The 16502-nt window shown below is 65.8% G+C and carries 13 protein-coding genes; 3 read left to right on the top strand and 10 right to left on the bottom strand.

The window, feature by feature from the left end; genetic code table 11:
• Positions 1 to 103: 103 nt before the first annotated feature.
• Complete coding sequence (locus ACDH77_RS03330; protein WP_008577907.1) at positions 104 to 1159, bottom strand: bifunctional nicotinamide-nucleotide adenylyltransferase/Nudix hydroxylase; 1056 nt, start codon at positions 1157 to 1159, stop codon at positions 104 to 106.
• A gap of 182 nt (positions 1160 to 1341) precedes the next feature.
• Here ACDH77_RS03330 and ACDH77_RS03325 point away from each other — a divergent pair, with 182 nt between their 5' ends.
• Complete coding sequence (locus ACDH77_RS03325) at positions 1342 to 2205, top strand: endonuclease/exonuclease/phosphatase family protein (RefSeq protein ID WP_031420993.1); 864 nt, start codon at positions 1342 to 1344, stop codon at positions 2203 to 2205.
• Between the two features lie 89 nt (positions 2206 to 2294).
• Here ACDH77_RS03325 and ACDH77_RS03320 read toward each other — a convergent pair whose 3' ends face one another.
• On the bottom strand, positions 2295 to 3206 hold the full coding sequence (locus ACDH77_RS03320; RefSeq protein ID WP_031420991.1) for a LysR substrate-binding domain-containing protein: 912 nt from the start codon (positions 3204 to 3206) through the stop codon (positions 2295 to 2297).
• Positions 3207 to 3287: 81 nt separating this feature from the next.
• Here ACDH77_RS03320 and ACDH77_RS03315 point away from each other — a divergent pair, with 81 nt between their 5' ends.
• Positions 3288 to 4031 (top strand): sulfite exporter TauE/SafE family protein, encoded by a 744-nt coding sequence (locus ACDH77_RS03315; protein WP_031420989.1) that lies wholly within the window; start codon positions 3288 to 3290, stop codon positions 4029 to 4031.
• 84 nt (positions 4032 to 4115) lie between these two features.
• Here the strand turns inward: ACDH77_RS03315 and ACDH77_RS03310 are convergent, their stop codons facing one another.
• The 4 genes from ACDH77_RS03310 to ACDH77_RS03295 all read right to left on the bottom strand — a co-directional run bounded on the left by ACDH77_RS03310 (position 4116) and on the right by ACDH77_RS03295 (position 8668).
• On the bottom strand, positions 4116 to 6275 hold the full coding sequence (locus ACDH77_RS03310) for a tail-specific protease (RefSeq protein WP_029818618.1): 2160 nt from the start codon (positions 6273 to 6275) through the stop codon (positions 4116 to 4118).
• A 399-nt stretch (positions 6276 to 6674) separates the two neighbouring features.
• Positions 6675 to 7688, bottom strand: a complete 1014-nt coding sequence (lipA, locus tag ACDH77_RS03305) for a lipoyl synthase (protein WP_031420987.1) — start codon at positions 7686 to 7688, stop codon at positions 6675 to 6677.
• A gap of 15 nt (positions 7689 to 7703) precedes the next feature.
• Entirely contained in the window at positions 7704 to 8402 is a 699-nt protein-coding gene (gene lipB / locus ACDH77_RS03300; RefSeq protein WP_029818617.1) for a lipoyl(octanoyl) transferase LipB, read from the bottom strand.
• The gene (locus tag ACDH77_RS03295; RefSeq protein ID WP_008577897.1) at positions 8390 to 8668 is read right to left on the bottom strand and encodes a YbeD family protein; all 279 of its coding nucleotides are present in this window, start codon (positions 8666 to 8668) and stop codon (positions 8390 to 8392) included. The genes lipB and ACDH77_RS03295 overlap by 13 nt, the downstream gene beginning before the upstream one ends.
• Before the next feature lie 269 nt (positions 8669 to 8937).
• Between ACDH77_RS03295 and ACDH77_RS03290 the strand changes: the two genes are divergently transcribed.
• Positions 8938 to 9999 (top strand): lipid A deacylase LpxR family protein, encoded by a 1062-nt coding sequence (locus ACDH77_RS03290; protein ID WP_008577896.1) that lies wholly within the window; start codon positions 8938 to 8940, stop codon positions 9997 to 9999.
• Between the two features lie 173 nt (positions 10000 to 10172).
• On the opposite strand, the gene ACDH77_RS03285 is transcribed toward ACDH77_RS03290, so the two are convergent.
• The 4 genes from ACDH77_RS03285 to ACDH77_RS03270 all read right to left on the bottom strand — a co-directional run bounded on the left by ACDH77_RS03285 (position 10173) and on the right by ACDH77_RS03270 (position 16135).
• A complete protein-coding gene (locus ACDH77_RS03285; protein WP_003482723.1) occupies positions 10173 to 11378 on the bottom strand; it encodes a D-alanyl-D-alanine carboxypeptidase family protein in 1206 nt (401 codons plus the stop codon).
• Between the two features lie 449 nt (positions 11379 to 11827).
• Complete coding sequence (locus ACDH77_RS03280; protein WP_011346340.1) at positions 11828 to 13240, bottom strand: septal ring lytic transglycosylase RlpA family protein; 1413 nt, start codon at positions 13238 to 13240, stop codon at positions 11828 to 11830.
• Positions 13237 to 14385: a lytic murein transglycosylase B gene (gene mltB / locus ACDH77_RS03275; RefSeq protein WP_011346339.1), complete on the bottom strand. Its 1149-nt coding sequence runs from the start codon at positions 14383 to 14385 to the stop codon at positions 13237 to 13239. Before mltB ends, ACDH77_RS03280 begins: the two co-directional genes overlap by 4 nt.
• Before the next feature lie 355 nt (positions 14386 to 14740).
• On the bottom strand, positions 14741 to 16135 hold the full coding sequence (locus ACDH77_RS03270) for a glycoside hydrolase family 28 protein (RefSeq protein ID WP_014089327.1): 1395 nt from the start codon (positions 16133 to 16135) through the stop codon (positions 14741 to 14743).
• Positions 16136 to 16502 lie beyond the last annotated feature (367 nt).

The following is a 16502-nucleotide window of genomic DNA, read 5'->3' as shown; positions in this document are numbered from 1 at the left end:
CGAATGAACCGGCGGTCTGTCCGCCGGCGGGAGGTCACGGTTCAAACGGTCACGGCATGTGCGGCCCTGGTGGTATCGCGGCAGCACGTCGTCGTTGCGCGCGTCAGCCACGGCCCAGGAAGAATTCAAGAATATGCAGGTGGTCTTCGTACAGGCGCGGGCCCATCGCCATCACTTCGGCGATCGGAATCCAGCGCGCCTTGTCGGCATCGTCGCCGCCGCGCACCGCAGGCAACTCGCCGGCCGGAAACTCGAAATGGAACGCATGGGTAATGGTGCGTCCGCGCTGACTGCGTTCGGGATGATCGAAGACCTGCTTGCCACGCAACGAGCCCTTGAGCACCGGCACCGGCAGCTTGAGCCGGGTTTCCTCGCGCAGCTCGCGCAGGCAGCAGTCCAGCAGTCCTTCCTCCTGGCCGACGAAACCGCCGGGCAATGCCCACAAGCCCTTGCCCGGTTCGGCGCGACGCCGCACCAGCAGCACGTGGCCCGAATGCACCACCACCGCATCGGTGGTCACGAACGTCGGCGGATATGGCGCGTCTTTCCACGCAGCACGGTATTGCTCGATGAAGCGGTATTCGGCCACCAGCTGCGCGTAGCTGGGGGAATTGCGCCGGAACGCTTCCAGCATGTCGTAGACGGGCGCCGGCACATTGCCGCGCAGCATCAACAGGCCGCCGTGAAAACCGATGTCGCCGGCTTCGAACAGGTAGCGGCGCAATTCGGTGGCAGACAGCGTTGCGGTGTGTTGCACATCTTCCAGCGGCCACTGCGGAAACTCACGCAGGTAATAACTGCTGGCATCCTTGTCCATGCCGATCAGGCCGATGTTCGCATCCAGCGAGCCGCCATCGGCTTGCACCGCTTCGGCAACCTGCCGCTGCACTTCGGCGATCCACAGGCTTTCGTTGTAGAGATGGTCGCGTAGCGGGCGCACGATCAGCCGCGCAGTTTCGTCCGGCAACGCGGATTCGATCATCACCGCACGTTCGGCGACGGTCCAAGGATTGCGAATGGTGCGCGGCGTGTCGGCCGAGCCGATCAGCACGATGAGCTTTTTCGCCTTGCCCAGCGCATGGCGGGCGACGGCGGCGTGGCCGTTATGAAAGGGCTCGAAACGCCCGATGAACACAAGATAATCGTACGGTGTTGCCATGAGAATCCCTCACGGTTGAGTGGTGGGCTGGCGGTCTGTCCGCCTGCCTAGTGCAAATGCTACGCCGATGCACGATGGCGTCAAGCGGCCACTTGCCTCTGCATCGGTGGTCGTCGCCGTGACGCAGCGGTCATCATCTCTGGCTAGACTCGGCGCTCTTGTTCTTCAAGGAATTTCCCTGCATGCCACGCTCCATCGCGCAGGTGCTGCGCCGCCTTCTCGCAATCGGTGCACTGTTGTGTATCGCCTTACCCGCGCTGGCTGTCACGCCGGCCGCGCCACTGCGGGTCATGTCGTTCAACGTGCGCGTGCCGGCCGATACCGATGGCGACAAACGCTGGCAGGTGCGTCGCGCTGCCATGGTCGCGTTGATCAAACAGACGCATCCGGACGTGTTCGGCACGCAGGAACTGGTGAGCGAACAGGCTGCCTTTCTGGCCGAACAGTTGCCCGACTACCGCTGGTTCGGCCGGGGCCGGCGCGGCGATGACAGCGACGAGCACATGGGCGTGTTCTACGACGCGCGTGTACTGAAGGTGGTGGAGTCGGGCAACTTCTGGCTGTCCGACACGCCCGAACGCGCCGGCAGCATTACCTGGGGCAATGTGCTGCCACGCATGGCCACCTGGGCGCTGTTCGAGCGACGCAGCGACAAACGCCGCTTTTATCTGTTCAACACGCACTTTCCGTATCGCGATGAGGACGAGCCCGCCCGCGAGCGCAGCGCGCGCCTGATCCTGTCGCGCATCGCGCAGTTGCCCGCCACTGTCCCGGTGGTGCTGACCGGCGACTTCAACAGCGATCCGGACAAAATCACCTACCCCACGCTGACCGCGGTACTTCGCGATGCACGTGCACAGGCCAGCAAGCGCAGCGGGCCGGAAAACACCTTCCAGGACTTCACCACGCACCCGACTCGGCGCATCGACTGGATCCTGTATCGCGGATTGCGTCCTACCCGCTTCGCGACCCTGGACGATCGTCCCGGTGGCATTCTGCCGTCGGACCATTACCCGGTGATGGCCGAGTTCGACTGGCCACGCTGAGGATAAGAGCGCGCAAGAGCCAGCGGCCGGCAGCCGGCGCGCGCGCCGGCGGTGGCACGGTCCAGCCGATGCACGCAGCGCTGCGGTGATCAAGCCGGGTGAATGCCGGCGTTCGCGGCGCTGGCCTGCAGCCATTCCAGCAAGGCCTGCAGGGTGGCCGAGGGGGCGTCGCGCCAGATGATGGACAGCTCGCGCCGCGCCCAGGTCTCCTCCAGCGGTACTGCCGCCAGCTGCTGCCTGACACTGGAGCAAGCCAGCGCCGCGTGCGGCACGATGGCCACACCCACGCCGCGTGCCAGCATGCGGCACAGCGTTTCGATGCCCGGCACGCGTGCGCGGATGCGCAGCTGCACGCCGGCACGGGCCAGATGCGTCCGCAGGTGGCGCTGCAAGGCGTTGTCGGCCGATAACGCCAGCAACTGCATCGGCGCGATATCGGCCAGGCGCAGGCTGCCGGCGCCGGCAAGCCGATGGCCGGCAGCCACCGCGACCACCAGGCGATCCTGCCGAAACGGGCGCCGTTGCAGGCCGGTGAAGTCGGCATGCCCGGCCACCACGGCCAGGTCGGCACGTTCGTCGCGCACGGCATCGGCCGCCTCCTCGCTGCCCCATTCGGCCAGGGTCAGGTCCACCCGCGGATGGGCCAGCAGAAAATCCGCGACGCACTCGGGCAGCCATTCGGAGAGTGCGGCGGTGTTCGCGGCCAATCGCAGGGTGACCTGTCCACCGAGCCCGTAATCGCCAAGCTCGCTGCGCATCGCCTGTTCCTGCCGTGCCAGCACCCGTGCATGACGCAGCAGGACCTGGCCGGCGGCGGTGAGCGTCACGCCCCGCCGGCCACGCTCGAACAGGGCCGCGCCGACCTGCAGCTCCAGCGCGCGAATACGCGCACTGGTGGCCGCCAGCGATAGCGCCACGCGGTCGGCGCCGGCGGTGATGCTGCCGGTATCGGCCACCGCAACAAAGATCCGCAAGTCGGTGAATTCCACCTGCATCTGCACTTCCAGCCTTCGGTGTGGCCGAAGTCTGCCTCAAACAAAGACAGCTTGCCGGGCACCGCCACCGCGCCGATGCTGCTCCCCATGAATGAAGACGTCTCGCAGCTGGTCATGGTTGCCGCGGTATTCCTGCTCGCTGGCGCGGTCAAAGGCGTGGCCGGCATGGGGCTGCCAACGGTGGCAATGGGGTTGCTGGGGCTGTGGCTGCCGCCCAGCCAGGCCGCCGCGCTGCTGGTGCTGCCTTCGTTGGCGACGAATCTGCAACAGGCCTGGGGGCCAGCTGCGACCGAGCTGTTGCGGCGTCTGTGGCCGGTGCTGGCCATGGTAGTGGCGGGCACCTGGTTGAGCGCCGGGTTGATGATTGGCGGTCATCCGCGTTACTTGCGCGGCGCGCTTGGGGTCCTGCTGGTTGCCTATGCCCTGCTGGGGCTTGCCCGCCGGCAATGGACCCTGCCGCCACGTCACGAGCGCTGGGGCAGCCCGCTGATCGGCCTGGTCGGTGGCCTGCTCAATGGCGCCACCGGCGTGCTGGTCCTCCCGGTAGTGCCGTACCTCTCTGCACTGGGCCTGCCACGCGAGGTGTTGATCCGCGCACTGGCCGCGTGCTTCGGCACGGCAACGCTTGCGCTGGCAATCGCACTGGTCTGGCACGGTGGCGTGCCGCTCTCGGCCGGCCTGCCATCGCTGCTGGCGTTGCTGCCCACCGCGCTGGGAGTGTGGGCCGGTACGAAGCTGCGACGCCGCATCTCTGCCGAGGCATTCCGCCGGATATTTTTCGGCACCTTGCTGCTGCTCGGCCTGCAGGCCTGCTGGCAGGCCATCGCCTAAGACGCTGCCAGCGGCAACACTACTGTCCAAATGAAAACGCCACCGGCAAGCGGTGGCGCCCATGCATTGAATCGGCAGTCTGGCTCAGTCTGCCCAACGTCCCGGTGCGGTCGACTTCGGCAGCACCTGCGCCGACAACGGCTTGTCCTGCGACAGCAAGCCCAGCGCATCGGCCAGGATGGCCGCCGACTCATGCAGCAGCGGATCCGGACGCTTTTCGGCGGCCTTTTCGCGTGCAGTGTCCTTGACGATGTCGCGCTCGTTACCGGTCAGGCCGTCGTCGCTGTCTTCGGCAAGCGGATCCAGCGGCAGGCCGAGTTGCTTGCGAATCTGCTGGCGATCCTTGCGTTGCTGATCCTGCTTCTGTCGCTCGGCAACGCGCTCGGCCTCATTCAACGAAATGTACTTCTTGGCCTTTTCGTCGCGGAACTGCTTGACGTCTTCTTCCCACCACTGGAATTCCTTGTCGGTGGCGATGCGCGCAGTGTGCAGAGCCTGCAACTTGGGCAGCAGCGGTGCGAAGTTGCCGTACTGGGTGTGCGGCGCAGCGGCGATCCGCGTCCACGGCAATGCATTGTCGTAGGTGCTCTCACCGAACTCGGTGGCATCCACGCTGGCCGGGAAGGCGATATCCGGCACCACACCCTTGTGCTGGGTGCTGGAGCCGCTGACGCGGAAGAACTGCGCGATCGTCAACTTGACCTGCCCATACCGCTGTCCTTCGGCAGCAGGCCAACGGTCCAGGTCGACGATGTTCTGCACGGTGCCCTTGCCGAAGCTGGTTTCGCCGATCACCAGACCACGACCGTAGTCCTGGATGGCACCGGCAAAGATCTCCGATGCCGACGCCGAGCCGCGGTTGATCAAGACAGCCAGCGGGCCGTCCCAGGCGACCTTGGGGTCGCTGTCGCCGTTGACGGTGACGCGGCCGCCGGATTCGCGGACCTGCACGACCGGCCCCTGCTCGATGAACAAGCCGGTCAGTTCGATCGCCTCGTCGAGCGACCCACCGCCGTTGTTGCGCAAGTCGAGCACCACGCCATCGACCTTGTCGGTCTTGAAGCCGGCCAGCAGCTTGGCGACGTCGCGCGTGGCCGAGGCGTAGTCGGTTGCGTTGCGGCGACGGCCTTCGAAATCCTGGTAGAAGCCCGGCAGCTTGATGATGCCGATACGGCGCTGCGGCTCGCTGCCGGTGGCCGGCAAGGTGATGGTTTCGCCCTTGGCAGCCTGCTCGGCCAGACGCACCTTCTGACGGGTCAGGGTCACCGTGCGGTGCTTGCCGTCGATGCCCGACTCGGCCGGGATGTACTCCAGGCGCACCTGGGTATCCTTGCTGCCGCGAATCTTGGCCACCACGTCATCGATGCGCCAGCCGATCACATCTTCGATCGCGCCATTCTTGGACTGCCCAACGCCAACGATGCGATCGCCCGGCTTGAGCGTGCCGTCCACCGCCGCCGGACCGCCCGGGATCACCTCGCGGATCACCACCATGTCGTCCTGCTTCTGCAGCTGCGCGCCAATGCCTTCCAGCGACAGCGACATCTGCTGATTGAACGTCTCGGCAGTGCGCGGGGTGAAGTAATCGGTATGCGGGTCGACAGCATTGGTATAGGCGTTGACGAAGAACTGGAACACGTCTTCGCCCTTGAGCTGCTTGACCGAATCGGCCAGCGCCACATACCGCTTGTCCAGCGTCTTGCGAATGTCGTCGGGCTTCTTGCCGGCCAGTTTCAGGCGCAGCCAATCGTTCATCACCGACTGGCGCCACAGCACGTCCAACTGCTTGTCGTCTGCAGCCCACGGCACGTCCTTGCGGTCGTACTCGAACTTGTCGTTCCCGCTGAAATCGAAGTCCTGCTTGAGCAGGTCGCGCGCGTACTTGACCCGTTGATCGACGCGCTTCTTGTAGACCGAGAACACCTGGAACGCCGGCTCCAGGTTGCCGCCGCGCAACGCGTCGCCCACGCCGGCCTGGAGCGGCGCGAAGCTGTCGATATCGGCCTGGGTGAAGAACTGTTTGCCGCCATCCAGCGTTTCCAGGTAGCGCTTGAACACGTCCTTGGACATCGCCTCGTCCAGCGTGCGCGGCCGGTAGGCATAGCGGCTGTCGGAGAGCAGGCCGTAGACGAGTTTGGTGGCCGTCGCCTGGTCGGGCGTGGCAGCGGCGGGCAGCGCAGTATCGGCGCGCGCAAGCAAGGCCATCGGAGTGGTCAACACCAGCGCCAGCAGGCCGGCCTTCATGCACGAAGAAACGTTGTAGGTCATCGAATGGCTCTCGGCACGAGGCCGACGAAAGAAGGGCGGTGAACGGATCAGACAGCATGACAGTGCCGAAAGTTGCTGGCGTTGTCATCCGCTGGCTGAATCAGCCTAGCGCCGGGCCTGTAGCGGATTGTGAACGAGACCGTACCTTGCGGCTGCGCGCCGCATGGGCCAGAGACGACACAGCCCCGCGCGATGCACGGGGCTGTCGTTGATTGGCATCGCGATATGGCCGGCCGTAGCACGTCGCCACTGGTCGATCAGTGGTCTACCGACAACACGCAGGACCGGCCTGCATCGAACGCACCTGCACCGCGCGGCTGGTTCCAACATCGATCGCACACGGCCGCGGCAGTCGCCCGATTGCCTGTTACCGACTCAGGCGGCGACGCCAGCGCCTGCAGCCTGCCGATCGGCGTGGTACGACGAACGCACCATCGGGCCGGAGGCGACATGACTGAAGCCCAGCGCATTGCCGTAGTCTTCCAGCGCCTTGTATTCCTCCGGCGTCCAGTAACGCATCACCGGATGATGGTGCGGCGTGGGCTGCAGATACTGGCCGATGGTGATCATGTCCACATCGTGCGCGCGCAGGTCGCGTAGCGTGGCCTGCACCTGCTCCATCGTTTCGCCCAGGCCCAGCATGATGCCGGACTTGGTGGCGATGGACGGATGCTGCGCCTTGAAGCGCTGCAACAGCGTCAGCGACCATTGGTAGTCCGCGCCGGGGCGCACGTTCGGGTACAGGTCCGGCACGGTTTCGATATTGTGGTTGAACACGTCCGGCGGGCTCAGCGCCAGGATCTCCAGCGCGCGGTCCATGCGACCCTTGCCGCGGAAATCCGGGGTCAGGATTTCGATACGCGTGTTGGGCGAACTGGCCCGGATGGCCGAAATGCAGTCGACGAAATGCTGGGCGCCACCGTCGCGCAGGTCGTCGCGGTCCACGCTGGTTACCACCACGTACTTCAGGCCCATGTCGGCAACGGTGGCGGCCAGGCTGGCCGGCTCGCTCGCGTCGGGCGGCTTGGGCCGGCCATGCGCCACGTCGCAGAACGAGCAGCGCCGCGTGCAGACCTCGCCCAGGATCATGAAGGTCGCGGTGCCGTGGCTGAAGCACTCGTGGATGTTCGGGCAGCTGGCTTCTTCGCACACCGTGACCAGGCGGTTTTCGCGCAGCTTGGCCTTGAGGTTCTGTACCGCATTGCCGGAGGGAATCCGCACCCGGATCCACGACGGCTTGCGCAGCACCGGCGCGTCGACGAACTGCACCGGCGAGCGGTTGATCTTGTCGCCACCGATCTGCTTGACGCCGGTCTGCAGCGGCGAAGGCGCGGCGGTGTCGCCGGAGACGACCTGCAAGGGAATGGAACGGGCGATAGGCTGGGTCATGACGATACGGGGCGCTCAGGCCGGAAGCGAAAGGTCGGGCAATGCGGAAGTGGGCTGCAGCACGAGGCCGAACTGGCGCGCCAGCTGGTCGAGCAGCACCGCCTTGACGGCGTCCATCCCGGAGGGGCCGCCCAAGTCTAGCACCGAGGTCACCTGCAGACCCTGGTAGCCACACGGGTTGATGCGGTGGAACGGTTCCAGGTCCATCGCCACGTTGAACGACAACCCGTGGAAGGTGCAGCCACGCCGCACGCGAATCCCGAGCGCGGCGATCTTGGCCCCGCCCACGTACACGCCAGGAGCACCGTCGCGGCGCTCGGCCACGATGTTCCACTCCTCCAGCGTATCGATCAGCGCCTGCTCGATCTTGCACACGTAATCGCGCACACCGATCTTCAGCCGGCGCAGATCCAGCAACGGGTAAACGACCAATTGGCCCGGGCCGTGATAGGTGACCTGCCCGCCGCGATCGACCTGCAGCACCGGAATCTCGCCCGGGGCCAGCACATGCTCGGGTTTGCCGGCCTGACCCAACGTAAACACCGGCGCATGCTCGACCACCCAGACCTCATCGGCCGTGTGTTCACCACGCGCATCGGTGAAACGCTGCATTGCACGCCACACAGGCGCGTAGTCCTGCTGGCCGAGGTCGCGTAATTGCGCAGGCAAGCCAGCCGTAGAGCTGCTCACGGGCTCGGCCGCTACAGCGTCCACTTCACTTCCGGATGATCGCGTAGCGCCTGATGTGCGGCCTCGAACTGCTCGCGGCTTTCAGCACGGAAGCCAATTTTGACCGAGACATACTTTCCGCTGGAAGAATGCTTCCAGCTCACGCTCTCCTGCAGCAGCTCCACGCCGGTGGCAGCAAGCAGGCGCGGAAGCTCGGTTTCCAGTCCGCGCTCGGCCGTGCCCATGGCGCTGAGCTCGAAGGTGCCGGGAAATTGAAAACCGTGATCGGGGTTGTCGGTGCTGATATCCATCCGCCTATTATCGGGCCGACGATGGGCAAACCCAAGCTTCTGCAGCCGATCGCCGCGCCTGGCTGGTCTGTAGCGCCGACATGCGATCGGCACCGAACTTTCCAAAAACGTGACGCAGCCACGCTGATGAACCGAACGCAGCCATGGGTAGCTGGCAACGCGGTCGCGAGCCGAAGCGGCAGAGGCTGCAGTCGCGGCCACGCACTTCACACGGCGCAACAGAAGACGCAGGCATTTTTCCGATTCCAGCCCTCCTCCCCAGGTCCTCCATGCTCCGACCGCGCGCGTTGTCTGCTGCCTTGCTGCTTTCTCTCTCCGGGCTGTCGTTGCCGGCCCTGGCGGCGGATCAGTGCGATTCCAGCCGTCTTGGGCGCACGCCGCCTGCGGTGAACTTCCGTGTCGATAACGACTTGTTCGGCGGCGAGGATCAGGACCAGGGGTATTCCAACGGCGCGGTACTGACATTGGTGTCGCCGAACCTGGTCGATTACACCGACGACCCGTGCCTGCCGCGGACTGCGCGGTGGGTCAACAGCTATCTGGAGCGGCTGCACCCGGGCGAGTTCGACCAGCAGAACATGGTGTTTTCCATCGGCCAGGCGATCTTCACCCCGACCGATTACACCCGCCGCGACGTCATCCCGGACGACCGCCCCTATGCCGGCATCCTGCTGGCGAGCTTCGGCTACAACGCGCGTAACGATGCGCACCTGCGCACCACGCAGTTGCAGGTCGGCGTTGTCGGCCCGTGGGCGCTTGCGAAGGAAGCGCAGGATGCGATCCACGATGCACTCGGGGACGAGAAATTCCAGGGCTGGGACAACCAGCTGCACAACGAACCGCTGATCAACCTGGTGCACGAGCGCATGCATCGCTGGCCCGCCGATGCCAGCGGCAATGCCGGTGGGTTCGGCTGGGATTTCATTTCGCATTGGGGCGGCGCGGTCGGCAACATGGCCACGCACTTGAATGCAGGCGGCGAGGCGCGCTTCGGCTGGAAACTGCCGGACGACTTCGGCAGCACCCCGACCCGCCCCGCGGGCGAAAACACCGCCCCCAGCCGGCTCGGGCGCGCCAGCGGCTGGTCCGGCCACCTGTTCGTCACCACCGACGCGCGCTGGGTGATCCGCGACATCACCCTGGACGGCAACACCTTCCGCAACAGCCACAGCGTGGACAAGCGCCCGTTCGTCGGCGATGTGGGCTACGGCCTGGCAGTGATGTACGGCCGCTGGAAATTCGCCCTCGCCCGCTACCACCGTACCCGCGAATTCGACACCCAGCGCGAAACGCCGGTGTATGGCAGTTTTACGATTAGCCGGATGCTTTGACGGCTGGGATTCGGGATTCGGGATTGGGGATTGGGGATTCGCAAGAGCGGGCCAGCGGGATTTGGAAGAGCAGCGCGGGGCTTCGCCGCTGCCCTCGCTTTTTCGAATCCCCAATCCCCAATCCCCAATCCCGCAAACAAAAAAGCCGGCGAAAGCCGGCTTTTTTTTTTGGATCACTCCGATTCCCACCACATCCAGAACGCGTCCCAGAGGCGCTTGAAGAATCCGCCCTCTTCGACGGCGTTGATGGCGACCAGCGGGGCCTGGGCGATGACCTTGCCGTCCAGGCTGACCTTCACGGTGCCAACCTGCTGCCCCTGCTTGATCGGTGCCTGCAGGTTCTTGGGCACTTCCATGCTGGGCTTGAGGTCGTTGTAGCGGCCACGCTGCAGGCTGACCAGCAGCGGCTGTGCCACGCCGAGCTGCACTTCATCCTGCTGACCCTTCCAGACCTTCTGCTTGGTGACGACCTTGCCGGGCGCATACAGGCTGTGGGTTTCGAAGAAGCGGAAGCCCCAGTTGAGCAGCGCCAGGCTATCGGTGGCGCGCTGTTCTTCGGAGCTGTCGCCCATCACCACCGCGATCAGGCGCTGATCGCCGCGCTTGGCCGAGCTCAGCAGGCAGTAGCCGGCTTCGGAAGTGTGACCGGTCTTGATGCCGTCCACCGCCGGGTCGCGCCACAGCAGCCGGTTACGGTTGCTCTGCTTGATGGTGCCGACCTGGAATTCCTTGATCTTGTTGTAGGCGTAGGTCTCCGGGTAATCGCGCACCATCGCGCGGCCCAGCAGGGCCAGGTCGTAGGCGGTGGAGTGATGCCCTTCGGCGCTCAGTCCGTGCGCGTTGACGAAGTACGAATCCTTCATGCCGATCTTGGCGGCGTAGCTGTTCATCAGCGAGGCGAAGGCTTCTTCGCTGCCGGCCACGTGCTCGGCCAGCGCGATGGCGGCATCGTTGCCGGACTGGATCGCCATGCCCTTTTCCATGTCTTCCAGACGCGCCGTCTGGTTGACCGGGAAGCCGCTGTAGCTGCCGTCGGTGCCCGCGCCGCCTTCGCGCCAGGCGCGTTCGCTCATCATGACCTGGTCGTCGCGCTTGACCTTGCCGTTCTTGATCTCGGCGGCGACCACGTAGGAGGTCATCACCTTGGTGATGCTGGCCGGCGCCAGCTGCTGGTGGATGTTTTCACCGGCCAGCACCTGCCCGGTGGCGTAGTCCATCAGGATCCAGGACTTGGACACGGCCGGTGCGGGCGCCGGCGGTACCGGCAAGGCGGCCGGGGCGGCAGCCACGGCAGGAGTCGGCTGCGGCGCAGGTGTCTGGGCGCAGACCAGGCCGAAGGCGAACGTGGCCACGGCAGCGGCGGCGAAGCGGAATTTCATTGAAGAACGACTCCTGACGGGCCCGAAAGCCGGGCAATGCGAAATTGTAAGGCGCCGCGGCGATCAGGGCGACGCGTTGCGCGATGCGTGCGCTTGCGCAGTTCAGCGATGGCAGCCAGGCGCACGGACGCTTGCGGTGCCCGAGGCGAACTGCCGAATGCGGCGACACGCGCACGTGCGGCATTGCTTGCAGCGCATTCGACGGGCGACGCCGGTGCGCAGGCGTGAGCTGGAGGCAGACGATGCGAGGCTCCGACGTGCGCGACGTGCGCGACGTGCATATCGAAGCCGACCTTGTTCGCATCCCTTGCAGATGCGCAATGCAGATGCACAATGTTTACCCGCTGACCGGGTGGGCTCAGCCGTTCCCGATAACGCCACTGCAGCCAGCGCGCAAGCGACGGATGCGCTCACGCTCGATCGGCGTCGCAGTGGCCCACCCAGCCGCGTTAATTGGCCACGATCTGCGGGCGACCGAACCCGAGGCCGGCAATGCGCTGGGCAATCTCCGACGCATTTGCATGGTCGCGTGCATTCACGCGTAGCCGCCACAGCGTGCGCCCGCCACTGACGATGTCGCTGACGCTGGCGCCGGCAATCCCCGCCGAAGCCAGTTGCGACAGTGCGCGATTGGCGTTTTCGCGGCTGGCGAAACTGGCGACCTGCAGCAGGATGTCGCCGAGCGCAGCTTCGGCCACGCTGGGCGCCTTGGCGGGCGCTGGGTCGGCCTTGAGCGGGCGCGAGGCAGTGCTTTCGGACGGCTTGACCGCCGCAACCGCCACTGGCGGCGCCGCGGCGGGCACGGCGGCAGACGCTGACGCGGCCGGTCGCGGGGCCGCAGCGGCCGGCTTGCCGGTGGCCACACGCACGCCCTGCGCCTTCATCCAGGCATCGAAGTTGTCGGCATTGCCGGGTTGGCGCGAATCGGCGACGCGGTAGCGCCAACGCTCGCCGGCCGCAGTGACCGGTGCACCGGCAGTGGGTGCAGCGGCAGTTGTGGCAACCGCGGTGGCGGTACCGGTGGCGACCGCACGCGGCGGCACGGTGCGGGTGGGCAAGCGCTGCACCAGGCCATCGATCTGGCTGGCGCCGGCAGCCGGCCGCGCCGCGGCAACGGCGGTATTCACCGGTGTCTGGCCACTGCGGCGCTTGGCGAGCAGATTGCCGTTGTCGGCTTCGGTCAGGCCGCGGACTTCGACATTGCCGGTGCCCTTGCCGGTGATGCCCAACTTCACCGCCGCGGCGTAGCTCAGATCGATCACCCGGCCGTCGTGGAAGGGGCCGCGGTCGTTGACGCGCACCACCACCGACTGGCCGGTGTCGGTGTTGGTCACCAGCGCAAAGCTGGGCAGCGGCAAGGTCTTGTGCGCGGCGGTGAAGGCGTACATGTCGTACACCTCCTTGTTGGAGGTCAGCCGGCCATGGAACTTGTTGCCGTAGTACGAGGCGGTGCCGCGTTCGACATAGTCGCCGGGGTTGTCCATCACTACATAGCGCTTGCCCAGCACTTCGTACGGCGAACGATTGCCCACCGCCGAGCGCGGCTCGTTGGTCACCAGCGGCTCGGGGATGCAGGCCACATTGGGCACATGATCGGGCGTGGAGTCTTTCACGCCGGGCTTGTACAAGCCGCCGGCGGTGTAGTCGCCGCGCGTGGACGGATCTTCCTTGGCGGGCGCATACGGCGAGGTGGACGGGCAACCGGTGGCGACATACGCCGGGCCCTTGCCTTCGACCTTCACACCCTTGATCGCGCCGCTGCCGGTGCCGCCGGCGGTCTTCTTCGGTGCGCTGCTACAGGCCGCCAGGCCGAGCATCAGCGCCATCGGGATCAGCCACTTGGGGCCTGCAATGTTGTTCATGCCGGGGGTAACTCCTTGCCGGCGATGGCCTCGGACAGCTGGAACACGGCCATCGCATACATCTTGGAAATGTTGTAGCGGGTGATCGCGTAAAAGTTCTGGAAGCCCAGCCAGTACTGCTTGCCGTTGGCGTCGTCCAGGCTGATCGGGGTAGCGGTGCTGCCGGCCACCACCGGTGCGCTCGGGTGATAGCCGCGCGCCGACAGGTCGGACAGCGTGTACACCGGCGACCAGTCGGTGGGATTGAATTCTTCGTGCCCGGCGGCCAGCGTGGCCGGTACCGCGACCTGCCCGCCACGCACCCAGCCGCCCTTCTTGACGAAGTAATTGGCGATCGAGGCGAATACGTCGTTGTAGTCGGTGAACAGATTACGCTTGCCGTCGGCATCGCCATCCACGCCGAACTGGCGATAGCTGGACGGCATGAACTGGCCCATGCCCATTGCGCCGGCATAGCTGCCGATCAGGGTGCTGACGTCGAGTTGCTCTTCCTTGCCGAGCGCGAACAACTGGGCGAGTTCGTCGCGGAAAAACAGTTCGCGGCGCACTTCGCGTTCGAGCTTGGCCGGGTCGCCGCTGCGCGGATAGCGGAACGCCAGCGTGTACAGCGCGTCCAGCACGCGGTATTTGCCGGCGTTGCTGCCGTAGCTGGTTTCCACCCCGATGATGGCCACGATCACCTGCGCGGGCACACCGGTGGCGGCTTCGACCTTGCTCAGCTCGGCGCGATGTTCGGCGAGAAACTTGCGGCCGCCATCGATGCGCGCCTGGGTGATGAACATCGGCCGGTATTCGTTCCACGGCTTGACCCGTTCGGCCGGGCGCGACATCGCAGTGACAATGGCGTCCTTGAATTGCGCCTGCGCCAGCACCGCTTCGATCTGCGCGGCATCGATGCCGTACCTGGCCGAGGTGTCGCGCACGAAGTTGGCGCGGGCGATCTCGAACGGCACCGGAGTCAGGTCGACTGGCGGAAGCGCGGGCGCCTCGGCGGCGGCGCTGGCCGGCGGTGCTGATGCCGATGGCGCAAGCGGCGGCTTGGCCGGCGGCGCGCTGGCAGCCGGTGGCGGCGACGGAGGACTGGGCTGGGTCGCGCAGGCGACAAGGCCGAGGGTGAGCAGGCAGGTCAGGGTGCGTCGAATCATCGGCCGAGGGTAACAGACATCAGATGAACTTCTGGCAATAAGGCCATGAAAACGAAGAACTTTGGCCAATGTCAAGGCTCTCCGCAGCATGCCGCCTCCGCCAGAGCGAACCGGCCAGTGATCTGCGGCGGGCGCTGAAGGGCGCTTCAAAGGCCTGCGGCTGGCGGTGGTGGCAGCACCGCGGCTCGTGCAACCCGGATGAGGCCGCTAATGTCGCGTGGCCCTGCCGATCTGCGGGCCAAGCCCGGCGTCGGCCTCCTTCTCCGGACCACAGGCTGCATTCTGGCAACCGGCCTGCGCTGCTGCGCAGGAGCGCTCGTCAGCGACACGACCGGCGAAGGTCGCGCCGCACCGCTTATAGATCTGGAAACTGTGAAGCGCCCGGGCAGGTAGGCACCGCACCGTCGAGCTGGACTGCGGTGGTCACCACGTTGCTGCCGCTCGGCGTCAACGCGCTATTGCTCAGACCGATCCGCGCATTGCCGGTGGTATTGCCGAGGTTGTCGGACGCCACGTTCGCCAGCACCAGATCGAGCGGAGCGCTCGCATCGGCACCCTGCAGGACCCATCCCTTGCCGCCGCGCCCGTCGACGCTGCGCAAGCCATCGACCACGATCCTGCGAAAGGTCGGGACGTTGCCGCCGCGGGCGCTGCCGTAGAACGGATTGATCACCAGCGGGTTGCTCACTCCGTACAGGCAGGTGTTGCGGTAGGTCACCAGGTCGACCGCCCCTGCCTTGGCCAGGCTGGTCTTGATGCGCAGGCCATTGTTGTCGGTGCTGCGATTGCCGTTGGCATCGGTGGATACGATGACGTTGTTGTCGACCAGCACGTTGCTGACACCGGACATCAATTCGCTACCGATCGAGATGCCGTGGGTGCCATAGAAGCGCGAATTCAGCACGCTGATGTTGGCCGACCTGGACGCAATGGTCTTGATCGCCACGCCATCATCGCCGCTCATCACGTCGCTGTCCTGGATGGTGGCATTGAGCACACTGTCCAGGTCCAGCGCGTCGGTATTGGGACTGGTGGCCGGCGACTTCACGCGCACGCCCCAAATGGTCAGGCCGTCGACGATATGCGCAAAGAAATGGAAGTACGGTGCATTGACCAGGTTGATGTCGTAGAGCGTGAAAGCGCTGGCGTTCTGCAACTTGACCAGGTCCGGGCTGTTCTGCACCTGGCCGGCGCCTTTGGCGGCCTCGCCGAACTCCCACCAGGTGGTGGTCTTGCCCAGCATGGGCAGATCGCCGCGGCCATCGATGGTGCCCTGGTGGCCATTGCGGCGCACCCCCATCACGCCGGATCGAGCGCCCTTGATGGCGATCAACGGCAGGCAGCCTCCGCTTCTGGCGCCTGCCGTACCGCAACCGTTGCCGTAGTCGGCCGGGTTGCGCGAGCCGTACACGGTGACGCCTTGATCGACGACCAGTGTCACGCCAGCGGGGATCGACAACGGGCCAGTCAGGAAGGCGTCGCCGCTGCCGGTGGTCAACAACACGCTACCGTGCTTGCTGGCGCAATCGGTCAGCGCGGTCTGGATGGCCTGGGTATCGGGCGGCGCGCTTTCCAATGCCGGGTCGAATTGGCGATCGCTGGCGGTCCGGCCGGCACGCAGCAGCTTGCAGGTGGCCGGAACGACCGGCTCGGACAGCGGACGGGAATCGCCAGTGGCGAAATCGATGGCGGCGGCATGACCGGCCAGCGCCAGACAGGCACCGCCGATGGCGGTGGCGAGCAGTTTCATCGGGGAGATCACTCGAATGCGAAGGAATGTGTCGCCTGCACGTTGCGATCGACGCAGTCGCGCCAGCGTGCGGACTCTACAAGCGCCCGGCGCAGCTGGCGGCAGCGATTGCGAATCGGCCACCGTGGCACCGAACCAGTCGCCCAGGGAGCCGTTTTTTACAGGCTCCCGCAAAACTCCAGACGCCGACGCGACTTCAAGGTCGCCGGATCAAGAGCCCTCAGCAGAGTGGCGATCCTCCGTCTGAACGCCGACTGCCATCGCCGTCGATGCCGACTGAAGCAGCCATGGCGATGCACTGCATCTGCCCGACGGCGAGCGGCCGACGATCACCTGCGCTGGCTGCTGCACAGGACTGCGCTCCTAG

It is taken from the genome of Xanthomonas axonopodis pv. maculifoliigardeniae (assembly GCF_041519315.1).
Classification (GTDB): Bacteria; Pseudomonadota; Gammaproteobacteria; order Xanthomonadales; family Xanthomonadaceae; genus Xanthomonas; species Xanthomonas euvesicatoria.
This window is presented reverse-complemented; position numbering and strand designations above follow the sequence as displayed.